This is a genomic window from Ramlibacter cellulosilyticus (genome assembly GCF_014297465.1).
Lineage (GTDB): Bacteria > Pseudomonadota > Gammaproteobacteria > Burkholderiales > Burkholderiaceae_C > Ramlibacter > Ramlibacter cellulosilyticus.
This window is the reverse complement of the sequence record NZ_JACORT010000012.1, coordinates 131,833-156,660: the sequence shown is the minus strand read 5'-3', so window position 1 is coordinate 156,660 and position 24,828 is coordinate 131,833. Positions and strand designations below refer to the sequence as shown.

General features: G+C 70.5%; 21 protein-coding genes. 9 read left to right on the top strand and 12 right to left on the bottom strand.

Annotation, left to right across the window (positions count from 1 at the left end):
• Positions 1–8 precede the first annotated feature (8 nt).
• Positions 9–1,655 carry an acyl-CoA synthetase gene (locus tag H8N03_RS22900; protein WP_187078548.1) on the bottom strand — a complete coding sequence of 549 codons (1,647 nt, stop codon included), beginning with the start codon at positions 1,653–1,655 and terminating at the stop codon, positions 9–11.
• Between the two features lie 82 nt (positions 1,656–1,737).
• Between H8N03_RS22900 and dnaG the strand changes: the two genes are divergently transcribed.
• The 3 genes from dnaG to H8N03_RS22885 all read left to right on the top strand — a co-directional run bounded on the left by dnaG (position 1,738) and on the right by H8N03_RS22885 (position 7,455).
• Entirely contained in the window at positions 1,738–3,594 is a 1,857-nt protein-coding gene (gene dnaG, locus H8N03_RS22895; RefSeq protein ID WP_187078547.1) for a DNA primase, read from the top strand.
• A gap of 236 nt (positions 3,595–3,830) precedes the next feature.
• A complete protein-coding gene (rpoD, locus tag H8N03_RS22890; protein WP_187078546.1) occupies positions 3,831–6,188 on the top strand; it encodes an RNA polymerase sigma factor RpoD in 2,358 nt (785 codons plus the stop codon).
• Between the two features lie 139 nt (positions 6,189–6,327).
• Entirely contained in the window at positions 6,328–7,455 is a 1,128-nt protein-coding gene (locus tag H8N03_RS22885; protein WP_187078545.1) for an NAD(P)/FAD-dependent oxidoreductase, read from the top strand.
• A 158-nt stretch (positions 7,456–7,613) separates the two neighbouring features.
• Here H8N03_RS22885 and H8N03_RS22880 read toward each other — a convergent pair whose 3' ends face one another.
• The 4 genes from H8N03_RS22880 to H8N03_RS22865 form a co-directional block, all read right to left on the bottom strand.
• The gene (locus H8N03_RS22880) at positions 7,614–7,847 is read right to left on the bottom strand and encodes a hypothetical protein (RefSeq protein WP_187078544.1); all 234 of its coding nucleotides are present in this window, start codon (positions 7,845–7,847) and stop codon (positions 7,614–7,616) included.
• 41 nt (positions 7,848–7,888) lie between these two features.
• Positions 7,889–8,725, bottom strand: a complete 837-nt coding sequence (locus H8N03_RS22875) for a class III extradiol dioxygenase family protein (RefSeq protein ID WP_187078543.1) — start codon at positions 8,723–8,725, stop codon at positions 7,889–7,891.
• A gap of 11 nt (positions 8,726–8,736) precedes the next feature.
• Positions 8,737–9,099, bottom strand: coding sequence for a protocatechuate 4,5-dioxygenase subunit alpha (locus H8N03_RS22870; protein ID WP_187078542.1), 363 nt, complete (start codon positions 9,097–9,099; stop codon positions 8,737–8,739).
• 78 nt (positions 9,100–9,177) lie between these two features.
• Positions 9,178–12,957, bottom strand: coding sequence for a P-loop NTPase fold protein (locus tag H8N03_RS22865; RefSeq protein ID WP_187078541.1), 3,780 nt, complete (start codon positions 12,955–12,957; stop codon positions 9,178–9,180).
• 142 nt (positions 12,958–13,099) lie between these two features.
• Between H8N03_RS22865 and H8N03_RS22860 the strand changes: the two genes are divergently transcribed.
• A complete protein-coding gene (locus H8N03_RS22860; RefSeq protein ID WP_187078540.1) occupies positions 13,100–14,014 on the top strand; it encodes a DMT family transporter in 915 nt (304 codons plus the stop codon).
• Positions 14,015–14,035: 21 nt separating this feature from the next.
• On the opposite strand, the gene H8N03_RS22855 is transcribed toward H8N03_RS22860, so the two are convergent.
• Together H8N03_RS22855 and H8N03_RS22850 are read right to left on the bottom strand one after the other, a co-directional pair.
• Positions 14,036–15,037, bottom strand: a complete 1,002-nt coding sequence (locus H8N03_RS22855) for an aldo/keto reductase (protein ID WP_187078539.1) — start codon at positions 15,035–15,037, stop codon at positions 14,036–14,038.
• A 39-nt stretch (positions 15,038–15,076) separates the two neighbouring features.
• Positions 15,077–15,289: a hypothetical protein gene (locus H8N03_RS22850; protein ID WP_187078538.1), complete on the bottom strand. Its 213-nt coding sequence runs from the start codon at positions 15,287–15,289 to the stop codon at positions 15,077–15,079.
• Positions 15,290–15,428: 139 nt separating this feature from the next.
• On the opposite strand from H8N03_RS22850, the gene H8N03_RS22845 reads away from it, so the two are divergent.
• Positions 15,429–15,791 carry a hypothetical protein gene (locus H8N03_RS22845; RefSeq protein WP_187078537.1) on the top strand — a complete coding sequence of 121 codons (363 nt, stop codon included), beginning with the start codon at positions 15,429–15,431 and terminating at the stop codon, positions 15,789–15,791.
• Here the strand turns inward: H8N03_RS22845 and H8N03_RS22840 are convergent.
• The gene (locus H8N03_RS22840) at positions 15,777–16,097 is read right to left on the bottom strand and encodes a hypothetical protein (protein WP_187078536.1); all 321 of its coding nucleotides are present in this window, start codon (positions 16,095–16,097) and stop codon (positions 15,777–15,779) included. The two genes, H8N03_RS22845 and H8N03_RS22840, sit on opposite strands and share 15 nt — an antisense overlap.
• A 74-nt stretch (positions 16,098–16,171) precedes the next feature.
• On the opposite strand from H8N03_RS22840, the gene H8N03_RS22835 reads away from it, so the two are divergent.
• Both H8N03_RS22835 and H8N03_RS22830 read left to right on the top strand, forming a co-directional pair.
• Positions 16,172–17,593 carry a hydroxysqualene dehydroxylase gene (locus tag H8N03_RS22835; RefSeq protein WP_187078535.1) on the top strand — a complete coding sequence of 474 codons (1,422 nt, stop codon included), beginning with the start codon at positions 16,172–16,174 and terminating at the stop codon, positions 17,591–17,593.
• Positions 17,590–18,111, top strand: a complete 522-nt coding sequence (locus tag H8N03_RS22830; RefSeq protein WP_187078534.1) for a DUF4334 domain-containing protein — start codon at positions 17,590–17,592, stop codon at positions 18,109–18,111. Before H8N03_RS22835 ends, H8N03_RS22830 begins: the two co-directional genes overlap by 4 nt.
• A gap of 166 nt (positions 18,112–18,277) precedes the next feature.
• Here the strand turns inward: H8N03_RS22830 and H8N03_RS22825 are convergent, their stop codons facing one another.
• The 3 genes from H8N03_RS22825 to H8N03_RS22815 form a co-directional block, all read right to left on the bottom strand.
• Positions 18,278–18,817 (bottom strand): CAP domain-containing protein, encoded by a 540-nt coding sequence (locus H8N03_RS22825; RefSeq protein WP_187078533.1) that lies wholly within the window; start codon positions 18,815–18,817, stop codon positions 18,278–18,280.
• 83 nt (positions 18,818–18,900) lie between these two features.
• On the bottom strand, positions 18,901–20,010 hold the full coding sequence (locus tag H8N03_RS22820) for an enolase C-terminal domain-like protein (protein ID WP_354005164.1): 1,110 nt from the start codon (positions 20,008–20,010) through the stop codon (positions 18,901–18,903).
• Entirely contained in the window at positions 20,003–20,926 is a 924-nt protein-coding gene (locus H8N03_RS22815; protein ID WP_187078532.1) for a ketopantoate reductase family protein, read from the bottom strand. Before H8N03_RS22815 ends, H8N03_RS22820 begins: the two co-directional genes overlap by 8 nt.
• A gap of 207 nt (positions 20,927–21,133) precedes the next feature.
• Between H8N03_RS22815 and H8N03_RS22810 the strand changes: the two genes are divergently transcribed.
• Positions 21,134–21,325: a hypothetical protein gene (locus H8N03_RS22810; protein WP_187078531.1), complete on the top strand. Its 192-nt coding sequence runs from the start codon at positions 21,134–21,136 to the stop codon at positions 21,323–21,325.
• A 6-nt stretch (positions 21,326–21,331) separates the two neighbouring features.
• On the opposite strand, the gene H8N03_RS22805 is transcribed toward H8N03_RS22810, so the two are convergent.
• A complete protein-coding gene (locus tag H8N03_RS22805; RefSeq protein WP_187078530.1) occupies positions 21,332–23,617 on the bottom strand; it encodes an ATP-dependent DNA helicase in 2,286 nt (761 codons plus the stop codon).
• A gap of 266 nt (positions 23,618–23,883) precedes the next feature.
• Between H8N03_RS22805 and H8N03_RS22800 the strand changes: the two genes are divergently transcribed.
• Complete coding sequence (locus tag H8N03_RS22800) at positions 23,884–24,747, top strand: hypothetical protein (RefSeq protein WP_187078529.1); 864 nt, start codon at positions 23,884–23,886, stop codon at positions 24,745–24,747.
• Positions 24,748–24,828: the final 81 nt, after the last annotated feature.

Here is a 24,828-nt window from a genome sequence, read left to right as displayed (position 1 = left end):
GCCGCCGGCTAGACGTCGATGGCCGCGGCCGACCCCGCCTGCTTGCGCAGCTCGAACTTCTGGATCTTGCCGGTGGAGGTCTTCGGCAGCTCGCCGAACACCACGGCCCGCGGCACCTTGAAGCCGGCGAGGTGCTTCTTGCAGTGCGCGACGACCTCCTCCGCCGTGAGCTTCGCGCCCGCCTTCAGCTCCACGAAGGCGCAGGGCGTCTCGCCCCACTTGGCATCCGGCTTCGCGACGACGGCCGCCGCGAGGATGTCCGGATGGCGGTACAGCACGTCCTCCACCTCGATGGACGAAATGTTCTCGCCGCCCGAGATGATGATGTCCTTGCTGCGGTCCTTGATCTTGATGTAGCCGTCGGGGTACTGCACCGCGAGGTCGCCGGTGCGGTACCAGCCGCCCGCGAAGGCTTCCTGCGTCGCCTTGGCGTTCTTCAGGTAGCCCTTCATCGTGATGTTGCCCTGGAACATGATCTCGCCCATGGTCTCGCCGTCCCAGGGCACGGGCTTCATGGTCTGCGGGTCGAGCACGCGGGCGCTGCGCTGCAGGTGGTAGCGCACGCCCTGGCGCGCATTCAGGCGCGCGCGCTCGCCGATGTCCAGCCGGTCCCAGGCGTCGTGCTTCGCGCAAGCGGTCGCGGGGCCGTACACCTCGGTGAGGCCGTAGACGTGGGTCAGGTCGAAGCCCAGCTTCTCCATGCCCTCGATCAGCGAGGCGGGCGGGGCCGCGCCCGCGACCATTGCCTTGACGCCGCGCGGCAGGCCCTTCTTCAGGTCCTCCGGAGCGTTCACCAGCATGCCGTGCACGATGGGCGCGCCGCAGTAGTGCGTGACGCCGTACTCGCGGATCGCGTCGGCCATCGCCTTCGCTTCCACCTTGCGCAGGCAGACGTTGACGCCGGCCCGCGCGGCGACCGTCCACGGGAAGCACCAGCCGTTGCAGTGGAACATGGGCAGCGTCCACAGGTAGACCGGGTGCTTGGGCATGTCCCACTCGAGGATGTTGGAGATCGCGTTGATCGCCGCGCCGCGGTGGTGGTAGACCACGCCCTTGGGGTTGCCGGTGGTGCCGCTGGTGTAGTTCAGCGCGATCGCGTCCCACTCGTCGGCCGGGAGTTCCCAGGCGAAGGACGGGTCGCCTCCGGCGAGGAAAGCCTCGTACGTGGTGCTGCCGATGCGCTGCGCCTCGCCGGTGAAGAGCGCGTCCTCCGCGTCGATCACGAGCAGCGGCCGCCCCTCCTTGCGCAGCGCGATGGCTTTCTGCATCACGGGGGCGAACTCCGGGTCCACGATCACCGCCCTGGCCTCGCCGTGTTCCAGCATGAAGGCGATCGCCTCCGGGTCCAGCCGGGTGTTCAGCGTGTTCAGCACGGCGCCGGCCATGGGGATGCCGAAGTGCGCCTCCACCATGGGCGGGGTGTTGGGAAGCATCACGGCGACGGTGTCGCCCTTGCCCAGGCCGGCCTGATGCAGGGCGCTCGCCAGCCGGCGGCAGCGCTCGTACACCTGCGCCCAGGTCCGGCGCAAGCCCCCATGGACCACCGCCGTTCGTTGCGGGTAGACGTCGGCGGCGCGCTCCAGGAAGGACAATGGCGACAGCGGCGTGTAATTCGCCTCGTTGCGCGGAAGGTCCTGGTCGAAGATGCTGGCCATGCCCTGTCTCCTCTCGTTCGAAGGGAGCCAAGGTTAGTCCTTTTCCGCCCGGTGCAGAATCAGGTAGGAACACGTAGCCCCGATGGCGATCCCCCAGTCTTTCATCCAGGAACTCATAGCGCGCGCCGACGTCGTCGAGATCGTCGGCCGCCACGTGCAGCTGAAGAAGACGGGCGCCAACTATTCCGGGCTCTGCCCCTTCCACAGCGAGAAGACGCCGTCCTTCACCGTGAGCCCCTCCAAGCAGTTCTATCACTGCTTCGGCTGCGGCAAGAGCGGCAACGCCATCGGCTTCCTGATCGACTACGCCGGGATGAACTTCCCGGAAGCGGTGAAGGACCTGGCCGGCCAGTACGGCATGCAGGTGCCGGAAGAGGACATCTCGCCGGCGGAACGGGCCCGCCAGGCGGAGCAGAAGCAGAAGCAGGCCACGCTGACCGACGTGCTGGAGAAGGCCGGCGCCGCCTACCGCAAGCACCTGAGGACGTCGCAGAAGGCCGTGGCGTACTTCAAGAGCCGGGGCGTGTCCGGCGAGATCGCGAAGCAGTTCGGCCTGGGCTACGCGCCGGAGGGCTGGCGCACGCTCGCGGGCGTCTTCCCGGAGTACGACGACCCGCTGCTGGCCGAGAGCGGCCTCGTGGTCGTCAACGAGGACGACGACAAACGCTACGACCGCTTCCGCGACCGCGTGATGTTCCCCATCCGCAACGTCAAGGGCGAGTGCATCGGCTTCGGCGGCCGGGTGCTGGGCGACGAGAAGCCCAAGTACCTCAACTCGCCGGAGACGCCGATCTTCAGCAAGGGCCGCGAGCTCTATGGGCTCTGGGAAGCGCGCAACGCGCTGCGCGAGGCAGGCTACGTGCTGGTGACCGAGGGCTACATGGACGTGATCGGGCTGGCGCAGCTCGGTTTCCCCAACGCGGTCGCCACCCTGGGCACGGCCTGCACCACCGACCACGTGCAGAAGCTGTTCCGCTTCACCGACAGCGTGGTCTTCAGCTTCGACGGCGATGCCGCCGGCCGCCGCGCCGCCCGCAGGGCCCTGGACGGCGCCCTGCCCTATGCCACGGACGTGCGGACGGTGAAGTTCCTTTTCCTGCCCCCGGAACACGATCCGGACAGCTACATCCGCGAGCACGGCACGGAGGCGTTCGCGCGCTTCGTGCGCCAGGCCGTGCCCCTGAGCGAGTTCCTGCTGGAGGCCTCCGCCGAAGGCTGCGACCTCGGCACGGTGGAAGGCCGCTCCCGCATGGTCAGCAACGCCGGGCCCCTGTGGAAGCAGCTGCCCGAGGGGGCGCTGAAGCGCCAGATCCTGGGCGCGATCGCGGAACGCGCGCAGCTCGGCGAACACGACCTGCTGGAACTCTGGGGCATCGTGCGCCCCGGGCAGCAGAAGGCGCCGCGCCGCGAGCGCAAGGGCAGCGACGCACCGTACAAGCGGCGGGCGTACGGCGCCGGCCCCCGGCATGCGATCAAGCCGCGGACGATCGCGATGGCGGAACACATCGCCCGGGCGGCGCTGCGCAACTCCGAGGCCTGGGACCTCCTGACGAACGACGACCACCACGTGCTGTGCGAGCTGCAGTCGCCGCACGGCGACCTGTTCTCGTGGATCGACACCCGCTTCCACGAGCACGGCGCCGAGCCCTGGGCGGTGCTGCAGCTGGTGGTCGAGGGCCAGCCCTTCGCGGAGCTGGCGGGGCGCCTGATCGCCCTGGACGACATGCAGCCGAGCGGGCGCGCGTACGAGGTGGAGGAGCTCGGCCCGGACGACCTGCGCCGGGCGATGACGGCGATCCACCTGGAGGCGGTGGCGGCGGAAATCGAGCGGGTCGGCAAGCTGCCCGGGACCGATCCCACCCGGATGGAGCGCCTCTACGAGCTCAGCCGGAAGCGGCAGGCGTTGCAGGAAGCGCAAAAACCCCCGGCCAAGGCTTGAAATCGGCATTGACCGATATAATGTAGGGTTGCTAGCGGCAAGAGCGACAGCAGCACCTCCGGACCGGCCGGCCCTCACGCACGAGCGGCACCCCCAGCGGGTAGGCCAACACACCGCAAGGACTGCACACCAAATGTTCGCCCACCCATCTTGCCCCTGAGGCCCAGGTCGGCCTTTCTCCACCCGCGCCGGGTTCGTGGCGCATTTGTGTTTCCGCTGTCCTGTACCGAGGTCGTATGCCCGCTCAAAAGTCCGCGAAGACGTCTGCCGCCGCGAAACCTGCCGACCGCAAGCCAGTCCAAGCCTCATCCCCCTCCAAGGCCCCGCTGAAGGTCGTCAAGAGCGACAAGAAGCCCGCCGCAACCCAACCCGTCAAGCCCGTGCCCACGAAGTCCCCCGCCAAGTCCGAGAAGGCCTCCGCCAAGGAAGAAACCAAGAAGTCCGCCAAGACCGCCGTCGCGGAGGAACCCGCGAAGAAGAAACCGGGCCGCCCGCCCAAGGCGAGCGCCGAAGTCGACACCCCGCCCAAGACCGGCGCCAAGCGCGGCCGCAAGCCGAAGGCGGCAGCGGAAGGCCCGAAGGCCGAGGACGACGAGGACCTGTCGGACGTCGAGGCCGACTTCGAGGACAGCGAACCGGTCGTGGAAGAAGCCGCGGCGGTGGTCGAGAAGGCCAAGCCGCTGCGCATGAAGATCAGCAAGGCGAAGGAACGCGCCTTGATGAAGGAATTCGGCCTGGATGAAACCATCCTGACCGAGGAGGAAATGCTCAAGCGGCGCCAGCGCCTCAAGAGCCTGATCAAGCTGGGCAAGACCCGCGGCTACCTGACGCACGCGGAGATCACCGACCACCTGCCGGAAAAGCTGGTCGACAACGAGACGCTGGAAGTCGTCGTCTCCATGTTGAACGACATGGGCGTGGCCGTGTACGAGCAGACGCCCGATGCCGAGACGCTGCTGCTGACGAACACCGGCCCGACCGCCGCGACCGAGGAAGAAGCCGAAGAGGAAGCCGAAGCCGCCCTGTCCACCGTCGACAGCGAATTCGGCCGCACCACCGACCCCGTGCGCATGTACATGCGCGAGATGGGCACGGTGGAACTGCTCACGCGCGAGGGCGAGATCGAGATCGCCAAGCGCATCGAGGGCGGCCTGATGGCCATGATGGAGGCGATCTCCGCCTCGCCCGCCACCATCGCCGAGATCCTGCGCCTGGCCGCGGAGATCCGCGAGGGCAAGGTCGTCATCTCCACCATCGTGGACGGCTTCTCCAACCCGAACGAAGCCGACGACTACGTCGCGGAAGAAGACTTCGACGAATTCGACGCGGACGACGACGACGACGGCTCCGGCGGCTCCAAGGCGCTGACCCGCAAGCTCGAAGAGCTCAAGGCGCAGGCGCTGGAGAAGTTCGACAAGATCGCCAGCCTGTTCGAGAAGGTGCACAAGGCCTACGACAAGGAAGGCTGGGGCTCGCCCACCTACCAGAAGTGCCAGCACGCGCTGTCCGAGGAGCTGATGACCATCCGCTTCACGGCCAAGACCATCGAGAAGCTGTGCGACATGGTGCGCGGCCAGGTCGACGACGTGCGCAAGAAGGAGCGCGAGCTGCGCCGCATCATCGTCGACAAGTGCGGCATGCCGCAGGAAACCTTCGTCAAGGACTTCCCGCCCAACCTGCTGAACCGCCAGTGGGTGGAGAAGCAGGCCGCCGCCGGCAAGCCCTGGAGCACCGTCATCGCCCGCAACGTGCCGGCGATCCAGGAACTGCAGCAGAAGCTGATCGACCTGCAGGCGCAGGTGGTGGTGCCGCTCGCCGAGCTGAAGGAGATCAACCGCCGCATGAACGAAGGCGAGGCTTCTTCCCGCGAGGCGAAGAAGGAGATGATCGAGGCCAACCTGCGCCTCGTGATCTCGATCGCCAAGAAGTACACCAACCGCGGCCTGCAGTTCCTGGACCTGATCCAGGAAGGCAACATCGGCCTGATGAAGGCGGTGGACAAGTTCGAATACCGTCGCGGCTACAAGTTCTCGACGTACGCCACGTGGTGGATCCGCCAGGCCATCACGCGCTCGATCGCCGACCAGGCGCGGACCATCCGCATCCCGGTGCACATGATCGAGACCATCAACAAGATGAACCGCATCTCGCGCCAGCACCTGCAGGAGTTCGGCTTCGAGCCGGACGCCAGCATCCTGGCGGCCAAGATGGAGATCCCGGAAGACAAGATCCGCAAGATCATGAAGATCGCCAAGGAGCCGATCTCCATGGAGACGCCGATCGGGGACGACGACGATTCCCACCTGGGCGATTTCATCGAGGACACCGGCAACACCGCGCCGATCGAAGCCGCCATGCAGGCCGGCCTGCGCGACGTGGTGAAGGACATCCTCGATTCGCTGACCCCGCGCGAAGCCAAGGTCCTGCGCATGCGCTTCGGCATCGAGATGAGCACGGACCACACGCTGGAGGAAGTCGGCAAGCAGTTCGACGTCACCCGCGAGCGCATCCGCCAGATCGAGGCGAAGGCGCTGCGCAAGCTCAAGCACCCGAGCCGCTCGGACAAGCTGCGGTCGTTCATCGACACGCTGTAAGCACAAGGGCCCTGAGGGGCCCTTTCTCATTCCCTCACCCCGCCCCCCTCCCGCAAGCGGGAGAGGGAGCCTGTGTTGCTCCCTCTCCCCTCCGGGGAGAGGGCTGGGGTGAGGGGCACGCGGCCGCCATAATCCCGCGATGCTCCACGACGCCGACTTCCTCGTCCTCGGTGCCGGCATCGCCGGCGCCTCCGTCGGCTACTTCCTCGCGCCGCATGCGCGCGTGGTGCTGCTGGAACGCGAGTCCCAGCCCGGCTACCACTCCACCGGCCGTTCCGCCGCCCTCTTCCTCGACTCCTACGGCACGCCGCAGGTGCGTGCCCTGAGCAAGGCGAGCCGGCCTTTCCTCGACGCGCCGCCGCCCGGCTTCTCCGAACATCCCGTGCTCTCCGGGCGCGGCTGCCTGCTCGTCGCCGCGCCGGGCGAGGAAGCGCTTCTCGAGGCGCACTGGGAGCTGCTGCGGTCCATGACGCCGCACGCGCGGCGCCTCGCCAGGGAAGAGGCGCTGGAGATGGTCCCCGTGCTGCGCCCCGAACGCCTCATCGGCGCCGTGCTGGAGCCCGATGCCAGCGACATGGACGTGCACGCCATCCACCAGGGCTACCTGCGCGGCCTGCGGCGCGCGGGCGGCTCCGTCGTTTGCGACGCGGAGGTGCTGGACCTGGCGCGCAACGACGGCGCGTGGCAGGTGCGCACGAAGGCAGGCAGCTTCACCGCACCCGTGGTGATCAACGCGGCCGGCGCCTGGTGCGACGTCATCGCGGATCTCGCGGGCGTCCCGCGCATCGGCCTGCAGCCGAAGCGCCGCTCCGCGTTCACCTTCGCGCCGCCGGAAGGCGTGGACACGCGGTCCTGGCCGTGCCTGATCAGCGCCGACGAGAGCTGGTACGTGAAGCAGGACGCCGGCATGCTGCTCGGCTCGCCGGCGAATGCGGATCCGGTGGACCCGCAGGACGTGCAGCCGGAGGAGCTCGACATCGCGCTCGCGATCGACCGCATCCAGTCCATGACGACGCTCGAGATCCGCCGTCCCGCCCGCACATGGGCCGGCCTGCGCTCGTTCGTGGCGGATGGCGACCTCGTCGGCGGGTTCGATCCGTCGGCGGAAGGCTTCTTCTGGGTGGCCGCGCAAGGCGGCTACGGCATCCAGACCTCGCCGGCGATGGGCGAGGCGTGCGCGGCGCTCGCGCGGGGATTGGAGTTGCCGGCGCACATCGCGGATTGCGGGCTCACGGAAGCGATGTTGAGCCCTGCACGCCTGCGGTAGCCGCCATCGGTGGGGTTCGCTGCGCTCACCTTCCGACGCTGGCGCGTCGCCACCCTACAGCTTGCAGCAGGCTGGGTCGAGCGAAGCTCACCGTAGGCTGGGTTCAGCGGAGCTCACGGTAGGCTGGGTTGAGCGAAGCTCACCCCAGCGCTGCCCCATCAGAACATCGTCTCCTGGTACCGGTCGTCCTTGCCGTCCCCGCGCCTTCGCAGCAACTGCACTTCCGGCTCCGCGTCCGCCTCGATCTCGTAGCGCTTGCCGCACTCCGGGCACGGATAGGACGCGTGCTGGTGCTCGTGCGCGACCTGGGCCAGCACGCGGAAGCGCGCGCCGCAGTAGGCGCACGACTGCTCGAACACGCTGAGGTGGCCGTCGGGCCCCGTATCGTCCATGGGGTCCTCCTCTCCTGGAGACGGACCCTGGCAGTATGCGCCTAGGCCAGGGCCTCCAGCGCCATCATCCCCGCCGCCGTGTTGGAGATCGGGATGTGGTAATTCGTGTGCACCTTGCGCACGCGGCCGGCAACGGCGCCGCGCGTGGCGAGCCACATCAGCAGCTCCACGCCCTGCGTTCCCGTCTTCTCCACCAGCTCGTGGATGCTGTACTGCGTCGCCCACTCCGGGTCGTCGACCAGGCTCTCCATGAACTTCAGGTCGAAGGGCTTGTTGATGAAGCCGGCGCGCTCGCCATCGAGCTGGTGCGACAGGCCGCCCGTGCCGATCACGACCACCTTCCTGTCGCCGTCCCAGGAGCGGACCGCCTCGCCGACGGCCTGTCCCAGCTGGTAGCAGCGGCGCGCGCTGGGCAGCGGGAACTGCACGGTGTTGATGCACACCGGCACCACCGTCACCGGCACGCCGTTCGGCCAGAACAGCTTCATCGGCAGCGTGAAGGCGTGGTCGACCAGCATCTCCTGGCAGGTGGTGATGTCGAACTCCCTCGCCACCAGGTGCTCGATGATGTGCCAGGACAGGTCCTGCTGCCCGTGGAACGGGGCCGAGGTGGGAATGCCCCAGCCTTCGTCCGCGTTGCGGTACTCCGGCGCGGCGCCGACCGCGAAGGTCGGCATCTTGTCCAGGAAGAAGTTGAGGCCGTGGTCGTTGTAGAAGACGACCGCGACGTCGGGCTTCACTTCGTCGAGCCACTGGTGCACGGGCAGGAAGCCGTCGAAGAAGGGTTTCCAGTAAGGTTCCGCCTGGAGTCCCCTGGCGATGGCGCCGCCGATGGCGGGCACGTGGGAGGTGGTGAGTCCACCGACGATCCGGGCCATGGTGCGTCCTTTCAGGCGGCGAGGCGGTCGGGTTGGTCGTTCTGCTGCAGCAGCTTCAGCTTGAACTGCTGCTTGGTCATGCCGGTCTGCGCGGCGCCGAGGTCCTGCACGTCGAGGCCCAGGATCCCGGCGAACTTGGCGAGGTAGTACACGTTGCCGCCGGCCGCCAGCAGCCCCAGCACGTCGCGCTTGCGGATCGCGTCGGCCTGCGGCGCGGTCAGCCCGTAGTGGCGCATGTAGCGCTCCTCGTCGGCCTTGAACGCCTCGCGGTTCGCCTGGTCGTTGAACGAGAAGCACATGCGGTTGAGGGCGTAGCCCTTCATCGCCTGCGCGCCGTCGAACAGGGTGGTGCCCGGAATCCCGGTGTTGCTCATGGCAGTCTCCTTCGCGGGCCAGTATGTGCAAGCCGCACCGCCTGCCAACTGACGCAGGTCAAGGTTCCTGCCGCCGGTTCAGCCGCTGATGTCCCCCACCACCTGCAGGAACCACTCGGCCTGGCGCCGGCGCTCCGGCACCTCGCTGGACGCCACGCCGGGCGATTGCGCGAGGCCGTCGGCCGTGGCGCGCCGCCCCTGCGCCCGCAGCAGCAGCCAGCGTGCACAGAACTCCACGATCGTCGGCTCCGGCACGTCCGGCTGGAGCGGGTCGTCGGACTGGCCGCGGGCCACGACATAGCGGCTGACGTTCATGAAGCGCTTCAGCTCGCGCGGGCTGGCGGTCTCGGGGTTGTTGGCCAGCTGCGGCTGCCACTGCTGCACCGCCTTGCGGTACCCGGGCGTCGGCTCCACGACGTAGCGGTCACGGTATGTGAGCGCGGCCAGCACGAGCAGCAGCACGGGCAGCATCGCGAGCACGTAAGGCCAGTCGGGCGCCTCGCCAGGCGGCAGCGGCGCGCCCGCGGCCGCATCGGGCGCACCGGGTGCGGGCGTCGGCTCGCGCGGAGCGGCCGCTGCATTGCCGTCCGGCGCGAGCGCGGCCACGACTTCCGTCCTGCCCGCCTTGCGCGCCTGCGCCTCGAAGTCGCCGCGCAGCGTCTTCACGGCGGCCTCGTGCGGCGCGACCGCCGCCTGGAACAGCTTGTCGAAGCCGGTGGTTTCCTTGCGCAGCGCCGGCAGCAGGCCTTCGACCGCCCTGGCGTGGCCGGCGACCACGTCGGCGTCGGCGCGCACGGTGGCCAGCGCCAGGCCTTCGCCGCCGCGTTCCGCCTGCACGCGCAGGACCTGCTCGAAGCGCTTGGCGCTGCGCAGGAAGTCCTCCGTCCGTTCCAGGGTGGCGGCGCGTGCAGCGGCGGCGGCCTGCGCCTCCTGCTCCATGAAACCGAGCGACTGCCACCACTGCACGCCGAGCGCGCCCAGGAACAGGGCGAGCGCCAGCCCCAGCGTGGCCGGCATGAAGCAGGCCCCGCCGATCTCGCGCGCCCGCTGCCAGCGCGCCTTCCAGGTCCGGTCCTGCGCCTGCTGCTCCTTGCGCTTCTGCAGCAGCAGGTCCACCGCCTGCGCATCCTGCACCTGGGGCAGCTGCACGTCGAGCTGGACCAGCTTGCGCAGGTACTTGCGGGCGTACGCGAGCCGGTCGCGCTCGGGCGTGCCCTTCGCCGCGGCCGGGGCACCCTGCCCCTCGTCGTCCTCGCGGCGCGCGCGTTCCAGCACCGCCTGCTCCTCGGCGAGCGTCTTGTGCGCGCTGGCGATCTGGGCCTCCACCAGCTCGCGCGCCATGCCGAGCACGACGAAGCACCGCCCCGACTCGCACAGGTAGTTCACCGCTTCCAGCAGTTCCGCGGCCTTCTGCGGCTCGCACCGGTCCAGGTCGTCGATGAAGATGGTGAGCGTGCGCGGCGACAGCGCCCGCGCCACGTCGCCGAAGTGTTCGCGGAAGCGCTGCCGGAAATCCGCCTTCGCCTCGGCCTGCGACAGGCTGAACTTGCTGTTCAGGCGGGCGGCGAGGATGCCCGGGCTGGTCGGGAAGGGCCGCAGCAGGTAGGTGGCCAGCATGTACAGGCAGAGCGACAGGCCCACCGTCCCGAGCAGCCAGTACCCATTGCCGGGGTCGCTGCGCAGCGCGGCGAAGGCCGCACCGAGCACGTCGGTCAGGCTCGCGCTCTTCGCCGCGGCCAGCCACTCGCCACCGAGCAGGAAGTTCCAGACGGCGTGCAGGTCGCGCACCAGGTGGTCCAGCGTCGGGAACTGCGGCGGCTCCGCGCCGGGATGCGGTGCACGCACCACGAGGCACGCGACGTAGAGCGGGATGACGACCAGCGCCACCAGGCCGGCGACCACGCCCCAGTCGTTCAGCTTGCGCATGCGCCGCAGCACGAGCCGCGCGCGGAAGCGCAGGCCTTGCCAGCGCCACCAGCTCGGCACCGCCTGGCGCGTGATCGCCTGCAGCAGCGGTGCGAGCAGCACGTCCCCGTGCTGGTGGTGCCAGACGTTGAACCACACCGGCCGCGCGCCCAGGTGCCGCAGCCGCACCTGCAGCATGCGCATGAAGCTGGTCTTGCCGCGGCCCCACGGCGCGTTGATGGCAATGGCCAGCGGCGGCGTGGTGGCGGAATGGCGCAGGAACAGCGCCAGCGCTTCCACGGCGGGCGTGAAGGCGAGGCGATCCTGCTCCGCGCGCGAGATCGGTTCGTCGGACACGCCGTTGTCCATGAGGCCCGTCTTCGCGAGGCGCAGCTTGCGGCGCTGCCAGGCGAGCAGGCCTGCGCCGGCGGGCGGCAGCATGAGGAAGCCGACGAAGCCGAGGAACCAGGGAGCGGGATAGCGCGCGTAGCTGCCGATCGCGGTGAGCGGGTCCTCGACGCGCAGCGCGCGCACGAGGTTGCCGGAGACATCGGTGCCCACGAGCGACCTGCCGTCCGGCGTGGCGAGCGACGTGAGCGGCTGCGAGAGCGGCTTCTTCCCGGGTTTCCATTGGCCGCCGCCGTCGTCGGTGGTGAACACCTCCGCGTTCTCGGTCACGGCGATCCCGAACTTGCCGTGCGGCGCCATGGCGACGGCGCGCAAGGGAGCGTCGGTCACCAGAACCGCGGTATAGACGCTCCCGTTCATGCTGCGCAGCACGGCTCTGTCTGCCACCGCGAAGAACACGTCGCCCTGGCGCGTGAGGGCCCGGAACCGGGACGGGAGGCTGGCGGAAGGCACCATCAGCGCCGCGGGCTTCCAGTGCAGCCCGCCGTCCTCGCTGGTCACCAGGTCGTCGGCGGTCGCCCCGATCACGCGTTCCTTGCCGGCGAACAGCACGGCCACCAGCGGCGGTGCGACCGGAGCCGCCGCCACCGGCGCGGGTTGCGCCACCGGGGGCACTGCAGGCACAGGCGCGGGCACGGGCTCGGGCACCACGCGGGCACGCGGCGCCTGCGGCGGGATTTCGGCCTTGCTGCTCGCCTTCGGCCGCGGTGCCGCCTTCTGCACCGGCGCCTGCTCCACGTTCGGCAGCGGCCCCTGCTGCTTGAGCAACGCGTCGGAGGGTTCGCACTGGTTCGCCTTCGCGTTGTACGTCCAGCCCGCCGGGCATGCCCCGCCGGGGGGAGGCATCGCCGTCTTCTTCGCCGTCGCGGCCGGGACCGCCAGTCCCGCCGGCTGCGTAGCCGCGGCCGTGCGCCACTCCTGCCCGAGGTTGTCGGAACGCAGCACCTTGCCCGTGCCCACGGCCAGCACGACCTGCCCTTCGGGCGCGGGCGCGAGGGCCTTGAGGCCGCTGCCTGCGGGAACCTTGTTCTCCCACTTGCGGCCCCCGTCCGTGCTGCGCCACACGGCGCCGTTGCTGTCCAGGACCATCAGCGCACCCGCCGCCTCCGCGACCGACACGATCGTCGCGGCACCGGGCACGCGGCGCGGCCGCCAGCTCCGGCCACCGTCGTCGCTGCGCAGGAGCACGCCCTTGTCGCCGGCGGCGAACAGGCGCCTGCCTTCCGCCGCGAGCACCATCGAACGGAAGTGCGGCCGCCCCGCCTGTGCGCCGGGGCGCAACCAGCGGTCGAACTCGATGGGCTCCGTGAGCCAGGCCCAGGACCAGCGCTGCGGGTCGTCGTCGTAGGCGTCCACCGCCGGCACCTGCGTGCGGGCCGCATACAGGGACACGCACAGCATGACCGCGAGCGCGATGGCGACCCCCATCAGGCCCTTGCGCACCGCGCTCGTGCCTCCGGACGGTTCGCCGGCCTCCGGCTCGAAGTCGTCGTCGAAGCGGCTGGCCTCCTCGGAGGCCGACTCCATGGGCGGGCTCTTCATCATCGTCGCCTCCTTCGCGCGCAGGCGCAGGCGAATCGCGGATGGTGATGATCGATCCGGCGCGGCGGCACTGCAAGCGGGAAGCGCTCTCCCGAACGGGGTGCCCACTCGTCCGTGGCGGGGTCCGCGTAAGATCGCGCCTCGCATGACCCTCCCTCTTCCCGCGGATCCGCGCGCGGCCAACCGGCGCGGCATCCTGGCGATGGCGGCCGGCATGGCCTGCTTCGTCACCAACGACACCCTCGTCAAGTACGTCAGCCAGTCGCTGCCGGCGCCGCAGCTGATCTTCGTGCGCGGCGTGTTCGCCACCCTGCTGCTGTTCGCCATCGCCGCGGCGATGGGCGCGCTGCCGCTGTTGCCGCGGCTCGCGGATCGCAAGGTGGTGCTGCGCGCCGCCTTCGATGCGTTCGCGACGGTCACCTACCTCGTGTCGCTGTTCCACCTGCCGATCGCGAACGCCACCGCGATCAACATGGCGACGCCGCTGTTCATCACGCTGTTCGCGGTGATCGCCTGGCGCGAGCGCGTCGGCGCCGGCCGCTGGATCGCCATCGCCACCGGCTTCGCCGGCGTGCTGCTGGTCGTGCAGCCGGCGGGCTCCGTGTTCAATGCCTATGCGCTCCTCTGCCTGGCCGGCACGCTGCTGCACGCGAGCCGCGACCTGATGACGCGCGCGATCGCGGGAGGCATCCCGTCCATCCTCATCACGCTGAGCACCGCGTTCGCCGTCACGCTGCTGGCGGGCCTCTGGAGCCTGTTCACGGCGTGGCAGCCCGCGAGCCTGCGGCAGGTGGGCCTGCTCGCGGCCGCGAGCGTGTTCCTGAGCGGCGGCTACTTCCTGCTGACCGTCGCGATGCGCGCGGGCGAGATGAGCGTGATCGCGCCCTTCCGCTACACGGGCCTGCTGTGCGCGCTGGTGCTGGGGTTTGCGGTCTGGGGCGACGTGCCGAACGGGCTGGCCTGGGGCGGCATCGCGCTGCTCGTGGGCGCGGGCCTGTACGTGCTGCACGGCGAGCGCGCACGCACGCCGCGCGAAGCGCTGGACTCGATCTCGGACTAGCGGTCCCCGGCGGGCCTCGCGTCAGAACACTTCCGTGTCGACCTCGCGGTTGGACTGCTCGCTGTAGCGGTTGCCGGCGACCGTCTTCTCGTTGATGAGCGCGCCCACGCGGCGGAGCAGGTCCGGCGAGAGCTTCACGTCCGCGGCAGCCAGGTCCTCGTGCAGGTGCTCCACGTTGGTCGTGCCCGGAATCGGCAACACGTACTCGCCCTGGTGCAGCAGCCACGCCAGCGCGAGCTGCGCCGGCGTGCAGCCCGCCTCGCGCGCGAGCTCCTTGTAGGGCGGCAGCAGCTGCAGGTTCCGCGCGTGGTTCTCCGGGTCGAAGCGCGGCATCGTGCGGCGGATGTCCTTCGCGTCGAAGGTGCGCACGTCCGGCACCGCGTCGCACAGGAAGCCGCGGGCGACCGGGCTGAACGCGACGAAGTTGATGCCCAGCTCGCGGCAGGCGCCGAGCACGGCGATCTCGGCGTTGCGCGTCCACAGCGAGTACTCGGTCTGCACCGCCGTGACGGGATGCACCGCGTGCGCCTTGCGGATGGTCTGCGCGCCCACTTCCGACAGGCCGATGGTGCGCACCTTGCCCTGCTCGACCAGCCGCGAGAGCGCGCCCACGCTCTCCTCGACGGGCACCTTCTTGTCCCAGCGATGCAGGTAGTAGAGGTCGATGACGTCCGTCTGCAGGCGGCGCAGGCTGTTCTCGCAGTCGCGGAAGATCGCTTCCGGCCGCCCGTCGATCACGCGGCGCGTGACGCCGTCGTCGCCGGCCACGCCCGCCATGCCGCCCTTGCTGCACAAGGTGATGCGGCTGCGCTCGGCCTTCAGCACGCGGCCGACCAGCGTCTCGTTGGCACCGAAGCCGTAGAGCGCCGCCGTGTCGAACAGGGTGACGCCCGCGTCGAGCGCGGCGCGCAGGAGCCTCTCGCCCTGCTCCGCGGAAGGCGGGATGCCATAGGCATGGCTGAGGTTCATGCAGCCGAGGCCGATGGCGGTGACGGTGAAGGGGCCGAGGGTTCTGGTGTGCATGGGGCGATTTTCACCGGAATCGCCCGCGCGGCCGGGCGGCTACTTCTTCGGCGACATGATCCCCAGCATCAGGTCCGTATTGAGCTTGGCGATGCGCTGCACCAGCGACCACTGGCTCGTCATGAGCTTGCCGAACTCGGGATTCGTGGGGTTCGCCTGGCCGGACATCGCGAGCTGCGCGGTCGACTGCGCGATCTTCTGCTGCTCGGCGACGATCTGCTGGATGGCTTCGTTGTACTGGTCCAAGGTCATGGGGATCTCCTGTCGCGGTGTCCGTCCGCGCTCGCATCCTAGCCAGCCGGGCGCGTTCCGGGGGGCTGGACCAAGGTCCCATGCCGTCGGGCAGGCCCCCGCGCCATCATGGCGTCACTGCTCTTCATCAGGAGTGCGCATGAAGAACGCCGCCCGCCTGCCCCTGTCCCTCGTGGCCGCCGCGTCGCTCATGACCGGATGCGTCTACGCACCGGTCCTGCAGAGCACCTACCCGTTCGCCCAGCACCCGGGCGTCGCCATGGAAGTCTGGACGCAGTACGACGCCTACGGCTACGGGTACACCGTCATGAGCCTGGTCAACCGCAGCAGCGTCGACAAATGCGCCTGGACGGCCACGCAGGACGGCCGCCTGCTGCGCTCCGGCGAGAGCTGGCAGGTGAACCAGGTGCAGTCCCCCGGCGCCGTGGGCATCGCCAACGTGCAGCCTTCGGACCCCACCTGCGCCAATGCCAGGCGCACCTACGGCTCATCCACCGGCTGACGGGTCCGCGGGCGGTTCCCAGCCCAGGATCTCCGCGAGCCGGGTGACCACCCAGCGCGCCTCCCTGGGCTCCAGCACGGCGCCCTCGGCACCCAATGCCTGTTCCATCTTCGCGAGCACCTCGCGCTCGCTGCCGCCCGACTTGAACAGCGCCGTGGCCGCCTGCTCGGCAAGCATCTGCGCCATGTCCTCGCACAGCTCGTAGCGCGTGCGCACCGTGGCCATGGGTTCGGTGAGCCGGTGTCCCGAAGGCGAGGTGAAGAGTGCCGCGAAGGAAGGCGGTACTTCGATCTGGTTGTCGTCCATCGCCGCGAAGCATAGCCCCTGACCGCGCGGCGAGCCCCGGCGCGCGGCTTCGCCGCTATCCTTGGCCGCACGCGATGACGCCCTCCCCTGAGTTCGATGCAGTCGTGGTCGGCGCCGGCGTGGCCGGGCTGTTCTGTGCAGCGTCGCTGGCGGATGCGGGCGTCAAGGTCGCGGTGCTCGAGGCACGGGCCGACGCCGGCGGGCGCGCCCGCAGCTGGCACGACGCGACGATGGGCCTGGAGGTCGACATCGGCCCGCACGTCCTCAGCTCGGAGCACCGGCAGTTCGTCCGCATGCTGCGCCGCCTCGGCACCGCGGACCAGGTGCAGTGGCAACGCGAGCCGCAGGTCACGCTGCTGGACGCGGGCGAGCTGCTGGCCGTGCGCAACGTGCGCTGGACGCCTCCGCTGCACGGGCTGCCCAACCTGCCCGTCGCGCTGCGCCGCATCGGGTGGCGCGATGCAGTCTCCCACTGGCGCGTCGCGTGGCATGCGGCCCGCGCGAACGAAGAGTCCTTGCGTGCGCTCGACGGGATCGCGGCCTTGCACTGGCTGCGCAGCCTGGGCGTGACGACGCGGGCCATCGACTGGTTCTGGCGATCCGCCCTGCTGGCGCTGCTGAACGTGCCGCTGGAGCATTGCTCGGCGGCTGCCGCAATGCGCGTGTTCCGGCTGATGCTGGGGCGCAGCGGCTACCACTTCGGTTTTCCGACGACGGGACTCTCGCGCCTGTACGTACCCGCGTGCGTGGGGCTGGTGCGCGAGCGTGGCAGCGCGTTCTTCACGCGCAGCGCCGTGCGCAACCTCGAGATCGAGAACGATCGCGTCGCTGGCGTGCGACTGCGCGACGGAAAAGTCCTGCGGGCCCCCTGGTGCGTGCTCGCGCTGCCGCCGTGGAACCTCGCGCCCCTGCTCGCGCGAACGCGCTCTGCGCGGCTGGCGGGGCTGGCGGAGGCCGCGTCGCGCTTCCTCGGCGCGCCGTACACGAGCACCGTGCTGGCCCTCGATCGCCGCGTCGGCGAACTGCGCTTCCGGGCGCGCGTGTGGAACCCCGCCGACTTCAATACCGATTTCTACGACCTCGCCAACATCCGGCCGGAGCTGGCCGGTGGCGGGTCTGTCATCGCCTGCAATGCGATCGGCCCGCATGCGCGGCTCGCGTGGAGCGACCGCGAAGTGGTCGCACGCACGATGGCGGAGCTCGCCGACTGCACACCGGCCGCGCGCGATGCGCGCGTCCTGCGCGCCTGCGTGCACCGCATCCGCGCGGCCATTCCGCAGCCGCGCCCCGGAACCGAGACCCTACGTCCGCCCACGCGCACGGGGCTGCAGGGCCTGCTGCTCGCCGGCGACTGGATCGCTACCGCCGTCCCGTGCTCGATGGAGAGTGCCGCGCGCTCCGCGGCGCTGGCCGCCGGCGCGATCCTCGGGCGCGAACTCGTGCTGCCGCCCCCCGAGTCCTACGGCTTCGTCGGCCTGCTGCGGAAGCGCGCATGAACCTTCGCTTCGCCAACGCCGACGAGGCACTGCGCTTCTTCGACAGCCTGCCGCCGATGGAGCCCGAGGCGATGCTCGGACCGTGGGCGGGCGAGGAAGTCCCGACGGGACACCCGCTGGACGGCGCGCTCACCGCGTTCGGCTGGCACGGCAAGCGTTTCGCGAGTGCCGAACACGTGCATCCCCTCGTCTTCGGCAGCGGCGCGCGCACATATTCCGTGCGACCGCGCTGGGTGTGGCCGGGGCTGCCGCTGCTCCTGCGCTTCCCGGCGCTCCAGCGCGCGCCTTTTGCCCCTGTCGTGCGCGCGCTGATGCCCCTGCTGGCCACGCGGCGATCGCGTGCGCGGCTGCGCGCCGTCCGGTTCCGCGGCTGCGTGAGTGCCGCGATGGTCTACGACGAGATCCCGGTCCAGGACGTGTTCCGCGGCATCGACGGCGAAACCGTGCTGGGGCTCATGGACATGAAGGGCATGGCGCAGCCTTTCTTCTTCGCGCTGCGGCGCGAACCGCCAGCCTGACGCCCGCCCGTCAGGATCGCGCAAGCGCCTGCCCAAGGAAGCAGCACCGTGTGCAAACCCAATGCCGGCGCGGCCTGCGCGCGTACTGCACACGCTTGTCCACAGCGTTCTCCACGCCGCCTGTGCGGATCGCGCCGGGGCGGGTGTGCTAGGGGAAGCGCCCGTGTCAGCGCTTGCCGAGCATCATCGTCCAGTAGGTTCCCCACTGGCTGTCCCGCTGCCCGACGCACGCCACCGCCACCTCGTTGAACTCCGGGTTCATCAGGTTCTCGCAGTGCGCGGGGCTGTCGATCCAGCCTTGCAGCGCGCCGCCCAGGTCGCGATCGCCGCCGGCGAGGTTCTCGCCCACCAGCCTGGACTTGTAGCCGGTGCGCGCGACGCGGTCGCGCACCGTCCGGCCTTCGGGGGTGCGATGGTCGAAGTAGTTGCGGCGCGCCATGTCGCGCGAATGCGCCGCGGCGACGGACTGCAGCGTGCCGTCCCAGTGCAGCGCGCGCGCCGGCGGCATCTTGCGCCAGCCGCAGCGCTGGCCGGCGGCGCGGGCCGCGTTGATGCGGCGCAGCGCCTCGCCCGCATCGACGCTGCAACTCGCGACGAAGCCATGCGGACGGGAAACGACGCTGAAGGCGGTGGCGTCCGCCACCGCAGGGGCCCAGGAGGAGGCGGCCAGGACGAAAGCCGCGAGCGCTCGACGACGGTACTGCATGCGGTCGAGCTTGCCACGGTCGAGCTACGCCACCTGTTTCAGACTGTGGCAGCGCGACGCCGGCGCAACACTGCGCGGCTCGATCAAGGCATGCGGAAGCGCTCCACCGCCTGCCTGTCCCATGCCAGACCCGTGCCCGGCTTGTCGCCCACGGGCCAGTGACCATCGACGATCTTCACGGGCTCCGCCGCGATCGCGTCGGTCCAGTCGACGTACTCGAGGAAATGGCAGGTCGGCGTGGCCGCAAGGAGGTGCGCGCTGACCTCGGGCATCAGGTGCGAGCTCATGGGGATGCCGTGCGCCTCCGCGACGCCGGCCGCCTGCATCCAGCCGGTGACACCGCCGATGCGCGCAACGTCCGGCATCACGAGGTCGCACGCCTGCGCCTGCAGCGCGCGCAGCAGGTCCTTGGGGCCGTCGAAGTTCTCGCCGAGCTGCAGCGGCAGGTCCAGCGTGCGCGCGATCTCCGCATTGCCCGGCAGGTCGTCGTGGCGGATCGGCTCTTCGAGCCACGCGACGCCTTCGGACTGCAGCGCGCGCCCGCGCTCCAGCGCCTCGAAGCGCGACAGCGCCTGGTTGTAGTCGACCATCAGCTGCACGGCATCGGGCAGGCGCTTGCGCACGGCGCGCGTCACCGCGAGGTCCTCGGCGAGGGTGGCGTAGCCGAGCCGCAGCTTCACGGCCTGCATGCCGCCTTCGAGCAGCGCTTCCGCCTCGTCCGCGGCGGCTGGCGGCGCCATCAGCCCGAGTCCGCAGGAGTTGTACGCGCGCACGGGCCGCGGCGCGGCACCCAGCAAGGTGGCCAGGGGTACGCCTGCCGCCACCGCCATCGCGTCCCACAAGGCCATGTCGAAGGCGGAGAGCGCCATGCGCACGAGGCCGGTGACGCCGACCAGCGCGAAGCGCCGCTGCAGCTTCGCCGCGAAGGCGACGGGCGCGATGGTCTCGCCGCGCACGATCTCCGCCGCGTCCTCCACGAGCGACGCGATCGGCTTCGCGCCGCTGCGCCGGTAGCAGAAGACGTACGAGCGTCCGGTGATGCCCTGCTCCGTGTGCACGTCGACGAGCAGCAGCGGCGCGGCCCGGACCGTGGCGGCGCTCGTGCCGAGCACGTAGCGCAATGGCACTTCCACCGGCGTGCAGGTCACGCCGCGCAGGCGCAAGTCGCAGGTGCGCGCCGCCGCTTCAGCCACGGCGCGCTCCATCGGCATGCAGGGCGAGGATGTCCGCGATGGCGCGGTTGCAGGGCGTCGCCACGCCCTTCTCGCGCCCGAGTTCCACCACGCCGCCCGAGAGCCAGCGCACCTCCAGCGGATTGCCGCGCTCCAGGTCGTGGTGCATCGACGAGGTCATGTCCGGCGACACCGTGTCGGCGCGCTGCATGGCGCTGGCGAGGTAGTCCTCCGGCAGCGCGACGCCGTGCGCGCGCGCGACGGCGATCACTTCGCGCATCACGTCCTCCAGGAAGGCGCGCGTCTGCGGGTGCGAGCGGATCGGGCCGATCGTCCTGCGCATCGTGGTCGTCGTGCCGGACAGGCCGACGAGGAACACGTACTTCTGCCAGATCTCGCGCTGGATCTCGGTGGAGAGTTCCGCGTTGATGCCGCCCGCGAGGCAGGCCGCGAGCAGCGCCTCGCCGCGCGCGGAGCACTTGCCGTCGAACTCGCCGAAGAGGAGGCGCTGCATCGGGCCGGTCTGCTGGATGACGCCGGGCGCGGCGATGGTGGTCGCGACGTAGCCGACGCCGCCCATGACCTGCTTCGCGTCGAAGGCCGCGCGGAGGTACTGGTCCTTGAGCACGCCGTTCTGGAACGAGATCACCGCGGTGTCCGGCCCGACCATGGGGCGCATCTGCGCGATCGCCTGCTCCGTGTCCCAGAGCTTCACGCCCAGCATCACGACGTCCATCACGCCTGCTTCCGCGGGCTGGTCGGTGGCCTGCACTTCGCGCAGGTGCAGCGGCTCCGGGCCTTCGATGCGCAGGCCGGCCCGGCGCATCGCATCGAGGTGCTGCCCGCGCGCGATGAAGGTGACGTCCGCCCCGCCTTTCGCGAGCTTCGCGCCGAAGTAGCCGCCAAGCCCGCCCGAACCCATGATCGCTATGCGCATCGTGTCTCCTTGTTGCTCTCGAGCCGGCCAGCATAGCGCGGGCGTTGGACCCCTTCTTCGCGCGGGCCTTGCTCGTGGTAGGACGCCACGCACCGCGCGTGCCGACGCGCACCGACCGATGGCCACGCGACGCCCTGCCGTAATGGGAAAGCAGCAGCGTGCTGCCTCCATCCCGCCGGAGCCGAGGCGGCTGCCACTCCACTCACCATGAACAAGCTGTTCGGTATCGTCTTCTGCGCCGCCGCGCTGGCCGCGTGCTCCAACATGTCCGGCACCCATTCGATGGGCAACTCCTCGGCCAACAAGTCCGAAACCAAGAACAGCACGGACGCGAACAAGTCCGGCAACCCGGCGGCGGTCAGCCCCGGCGGCGGCGCGAGCAGCGGCGGCTCGCGCTGAGTCCGCTCAGCCCGTGCGGCGGTCGGTGCGGGGCCGGGGCCCCGCGATGCGCCACCACGCGGGCAGCAGCTCGCGCACGGCGGGCCGGGCGAAACGGTCGTCGATGAGGACCACCACGCCCTTGTCCTCCTGCGTGCGGATCACGCGCCCCGCGGCCTGCACCACCTTCTGCAGGCCCGGGTACAGGTAGGTGTAGTCGTAGCCGGCGCCGAAGGCGGCTTCCAGCCGTTCCTTCAGCTGCTCGTTGCGCGGGTTCACCTGCGGCAGTCCGAGCGTGGCGACGAAGGCGCCCACGAGGCGGTCGCCGCGCAGGTCGATGCCTTCGCCGAAGCTGCCGCCCAGCACCGCGAAGCCGACGCCGGCGCCGCCCGGCACGAAGCGGTCCAGGAAGGCCTGGCGCTCGCCTTCGTCCATGCCGCGCGCCTGCAGCCAGGCGGGCACTCCGGGATACGCGTGCCGGAACTCCGTCGCGACGAGCTCCAGGTAGTCGAAGCTGCTGAAGAACGCGAGGTAGTTGCCTGGCTGCACCGCGTAGCGCTCGGCGATCAGGCGCGCGATGGGCGCGGCCGATCGCTGGCGATCCGCAAAGCGCGTCGAGATGCTGCCCACCACCTGCACGTCCAGCTGCTCGGGGCTGAACGGGGATTCCACGTCGATCCACGCCGTGTCCGCCGGCATCCCCAGCATGTCGAGGTGGTAGTGCGGCGGGCTCAACGTGGCGGAGAACAGCGTCGCCGACCGCGCGGCGGCGAAGCGCGGCTTGAGGAAAGGCGCGGGAATCAGGTTCTGGATGCGCACCGTGGCCGCGGGCCGGCCGGACGGCCCCGGCTGCTCGGTGAACTCCAGCGCCGAGTGCGTCCCGAAGGACTCCGCCAGGCGCAGGAAGCCGAGGATGTCGAAGTACGCCTGCTGCAGGCCGGCATCGCCCGTGCCGGGGGCCGCTTCGGCGAAGTGCGCTTCCAGTGCGTTGCCCGCCTGCTTGAGCGCGTTGACGAAGGAAGCCGGCGGCGCGTCCAGCGTGCCCTGCGCATGCGCCTTGCGCAGCGCGCTCCAGCCGCGGTTCACCTTGTCGAGGGGAGCCCGCACCGCCGCGGGCGCGGTCGCCCGCACAGCACGCAGCGCCGCCTGCGAGAGCGCACCCGAATACATGGCCCGTGCCCGCTCCACCAGGTTGTGCGCTTCGTCCACGAGCACGCCGACGCGCCACTCGTTCGCGAGCGTGGCGGTGTGCAGCATCGCGCTGCCGTCGAAGAAGTAGTTGTAGTCCCCGACCACCAGGTCCGCCCAGCGCGAGAGGTCCTGCGCGAGGTAGTAGGGACAGACGCCGTGGCGGGCCGCCACGCCGCGCAGCGTGGGCGCATCCATCGCGGCGACCTGCAGGCTTTCCGCGCGCGCGGCGGGAAGGCGGTCGTAGAAGCCCCGGGCCAGCGGGCACGCCTCGCCGTGGCAGGCCTTGTCCTTGTGCTCGCAGGCCTTGTCGCGCGCGGTGAGCTCCAGCACGCGCAGCGGCAGTGCGGGCGCGCTGCGGCGCAAGGCCTGCGCCGCATCGAGCGCGAGCTGGCGGCCGGTCGACTTGGCGGTGAGGTAGAACGCCTTGTCCAGGCGATGCGGCGGCGCCGCCTTCAGCAGGGAGAAGACGGTGGCGATCGTCTTGCCGATGCCGGTGGGCGCCTGCGCCAGCACGCAGCGGCCGGTCGCCACGCCCTTGAACACCGCCGCCGCCAGGTCGCGCTGCCCGGTGCGGAACGACGGGTGCGGAAAGGCGAGCGACGCGAGCGCGGCATCGCGCTGCTCGCGATGCGCGAGCTCCTGCGCCGCCCAGGCCTGGAACTCGCGGCAGCGCGCCTCGAAGAACGCGCGCAGCGCATCCGCGGAGTGCGTTTCCGCGAAGACCGTTTCCTCCTGCGTGGCGATGTCGAAATACACCAGCGCGAGCTCCACCTCCGCCAGCCCGCGCGCCTGGCACAGGAGCCAGCCGTACACCTTCGCCTGCGCCCAGTGCAGGTGCCGGTGGTTCGCGGGCTGCTTCGCCAGGTCGCCGCGGTGCGTCTTGATCTCCTCGAGCCGGTTGCGGCCGGGGTCGTAGCCGTCGGCGCGCCCGCGCACCGCGAGCAGCTCGAACTCGCCGCGCAGGCCGATCTCGGTTTCGTAGTCGCTGCCGCGGCGCGCCGCCACCAGCTGGTGGCCGGCGATGCCTTCCTGCGCCGTGGGCACCGGAGTGAACCGCAGGTCGAGGTCGCCGCGTCTTGCGGTGAACTCGCACAGGGTGCGGACGGCGACGGAGTACGGCATCGGGGGATCGTAGTCGAAGCGGCGCGGCGATCCTTCGCGTGCGCCCCGCAAGGCGGAACGCTGGAATTCGTCACGGCTGCGCGATGGTGCATCGGCCGTGTCCCGCCGCGTCCTTGCGAATGGCTCAGCTTGCGCCCACAGTCGCGCCTGCCATGCGTGACCTTTCCTTCGCCGGCGGCGCGTCCCGCGTGCGGCGCTCCCTCCCCCTGCTTGCCCTTGCCCTCTGCGCGTGCGGCGGTGGCGGGGGATCCGCACCAACCGGTGGGATGGACCTGGCAGCGGCTGCGGAGACCACCACGCCCGTGACGCAGGCCCCTGCTCCCGTGAGCGCACCCGCCTGGACGTGGCTGGGCGTGACCACCGACGACCCCAACACCGCAACCGCCGCCCAGGTCGAAGCGCTCGCCGCGCTGCCGCGCCGGGTGACCCTGCGCGTCGTCCTCGACCAGGGCACGGAACCCGCCGACTACGTCGACTCCGTGCGCAAGCTCGCCGCGGTCTCCGACGTCATGGCCCTGCCCCTGGACTCCTCCGACATGGCCAGGCTCACCCCGGCGGAGGCCGGCGCGCGGGCGCGCCGCTACATGGAAGCGCTGGGCGAATCCGTGCCGGTCTGGGAAGTGGGCAACGAGGTCAACGGCGACTGGGTGGGCGCCGATCCCGTCGGCAAGATCGCGGCGACCTTCGATGCCGCCCGCGCATACGGAAAGAAGACCGCGCTGACCTTCTACTACGAGAACCCGGCGACGCCCGGCCACGCCATGCTGCCGTGGATCGACGCGAACATCCCCGCCGGCCACCGGCTGCGCACCGGCCTGGACTACGTGCTCGTGAGCTACTACGAGGACCAGAACCGCGGCCACCGCCTGTCGCAGGAAGAGATCGACGCGATCTTCTCGGGCCTGGCGCGACGCTTCCCGAATGCGAAAGTCGGCTTCGGCGAATTCGGCTGGGGCCGCAGGATCCCGGCGGACGCCGCCACGCGCGCCGAGCTGATCGAGCGCTTCCACGGCACCACGTCCTCGGAGCCCGCGTTCGTCGGCGGTGGCTTCTACTGGCACTTCCGCCAGACGATGAGCCCGCGCAGCAAGCCGGACTTCGCTCTGCTGCAGCGGCTGGCCGCACCGTAAGGCGCCGGCGGCACCTCCCGGGGGTTTTCCTGGCTAGCGTTTCCCCCCGATGGGAGAGGCGCGCGGCGACCGCAGATCCAT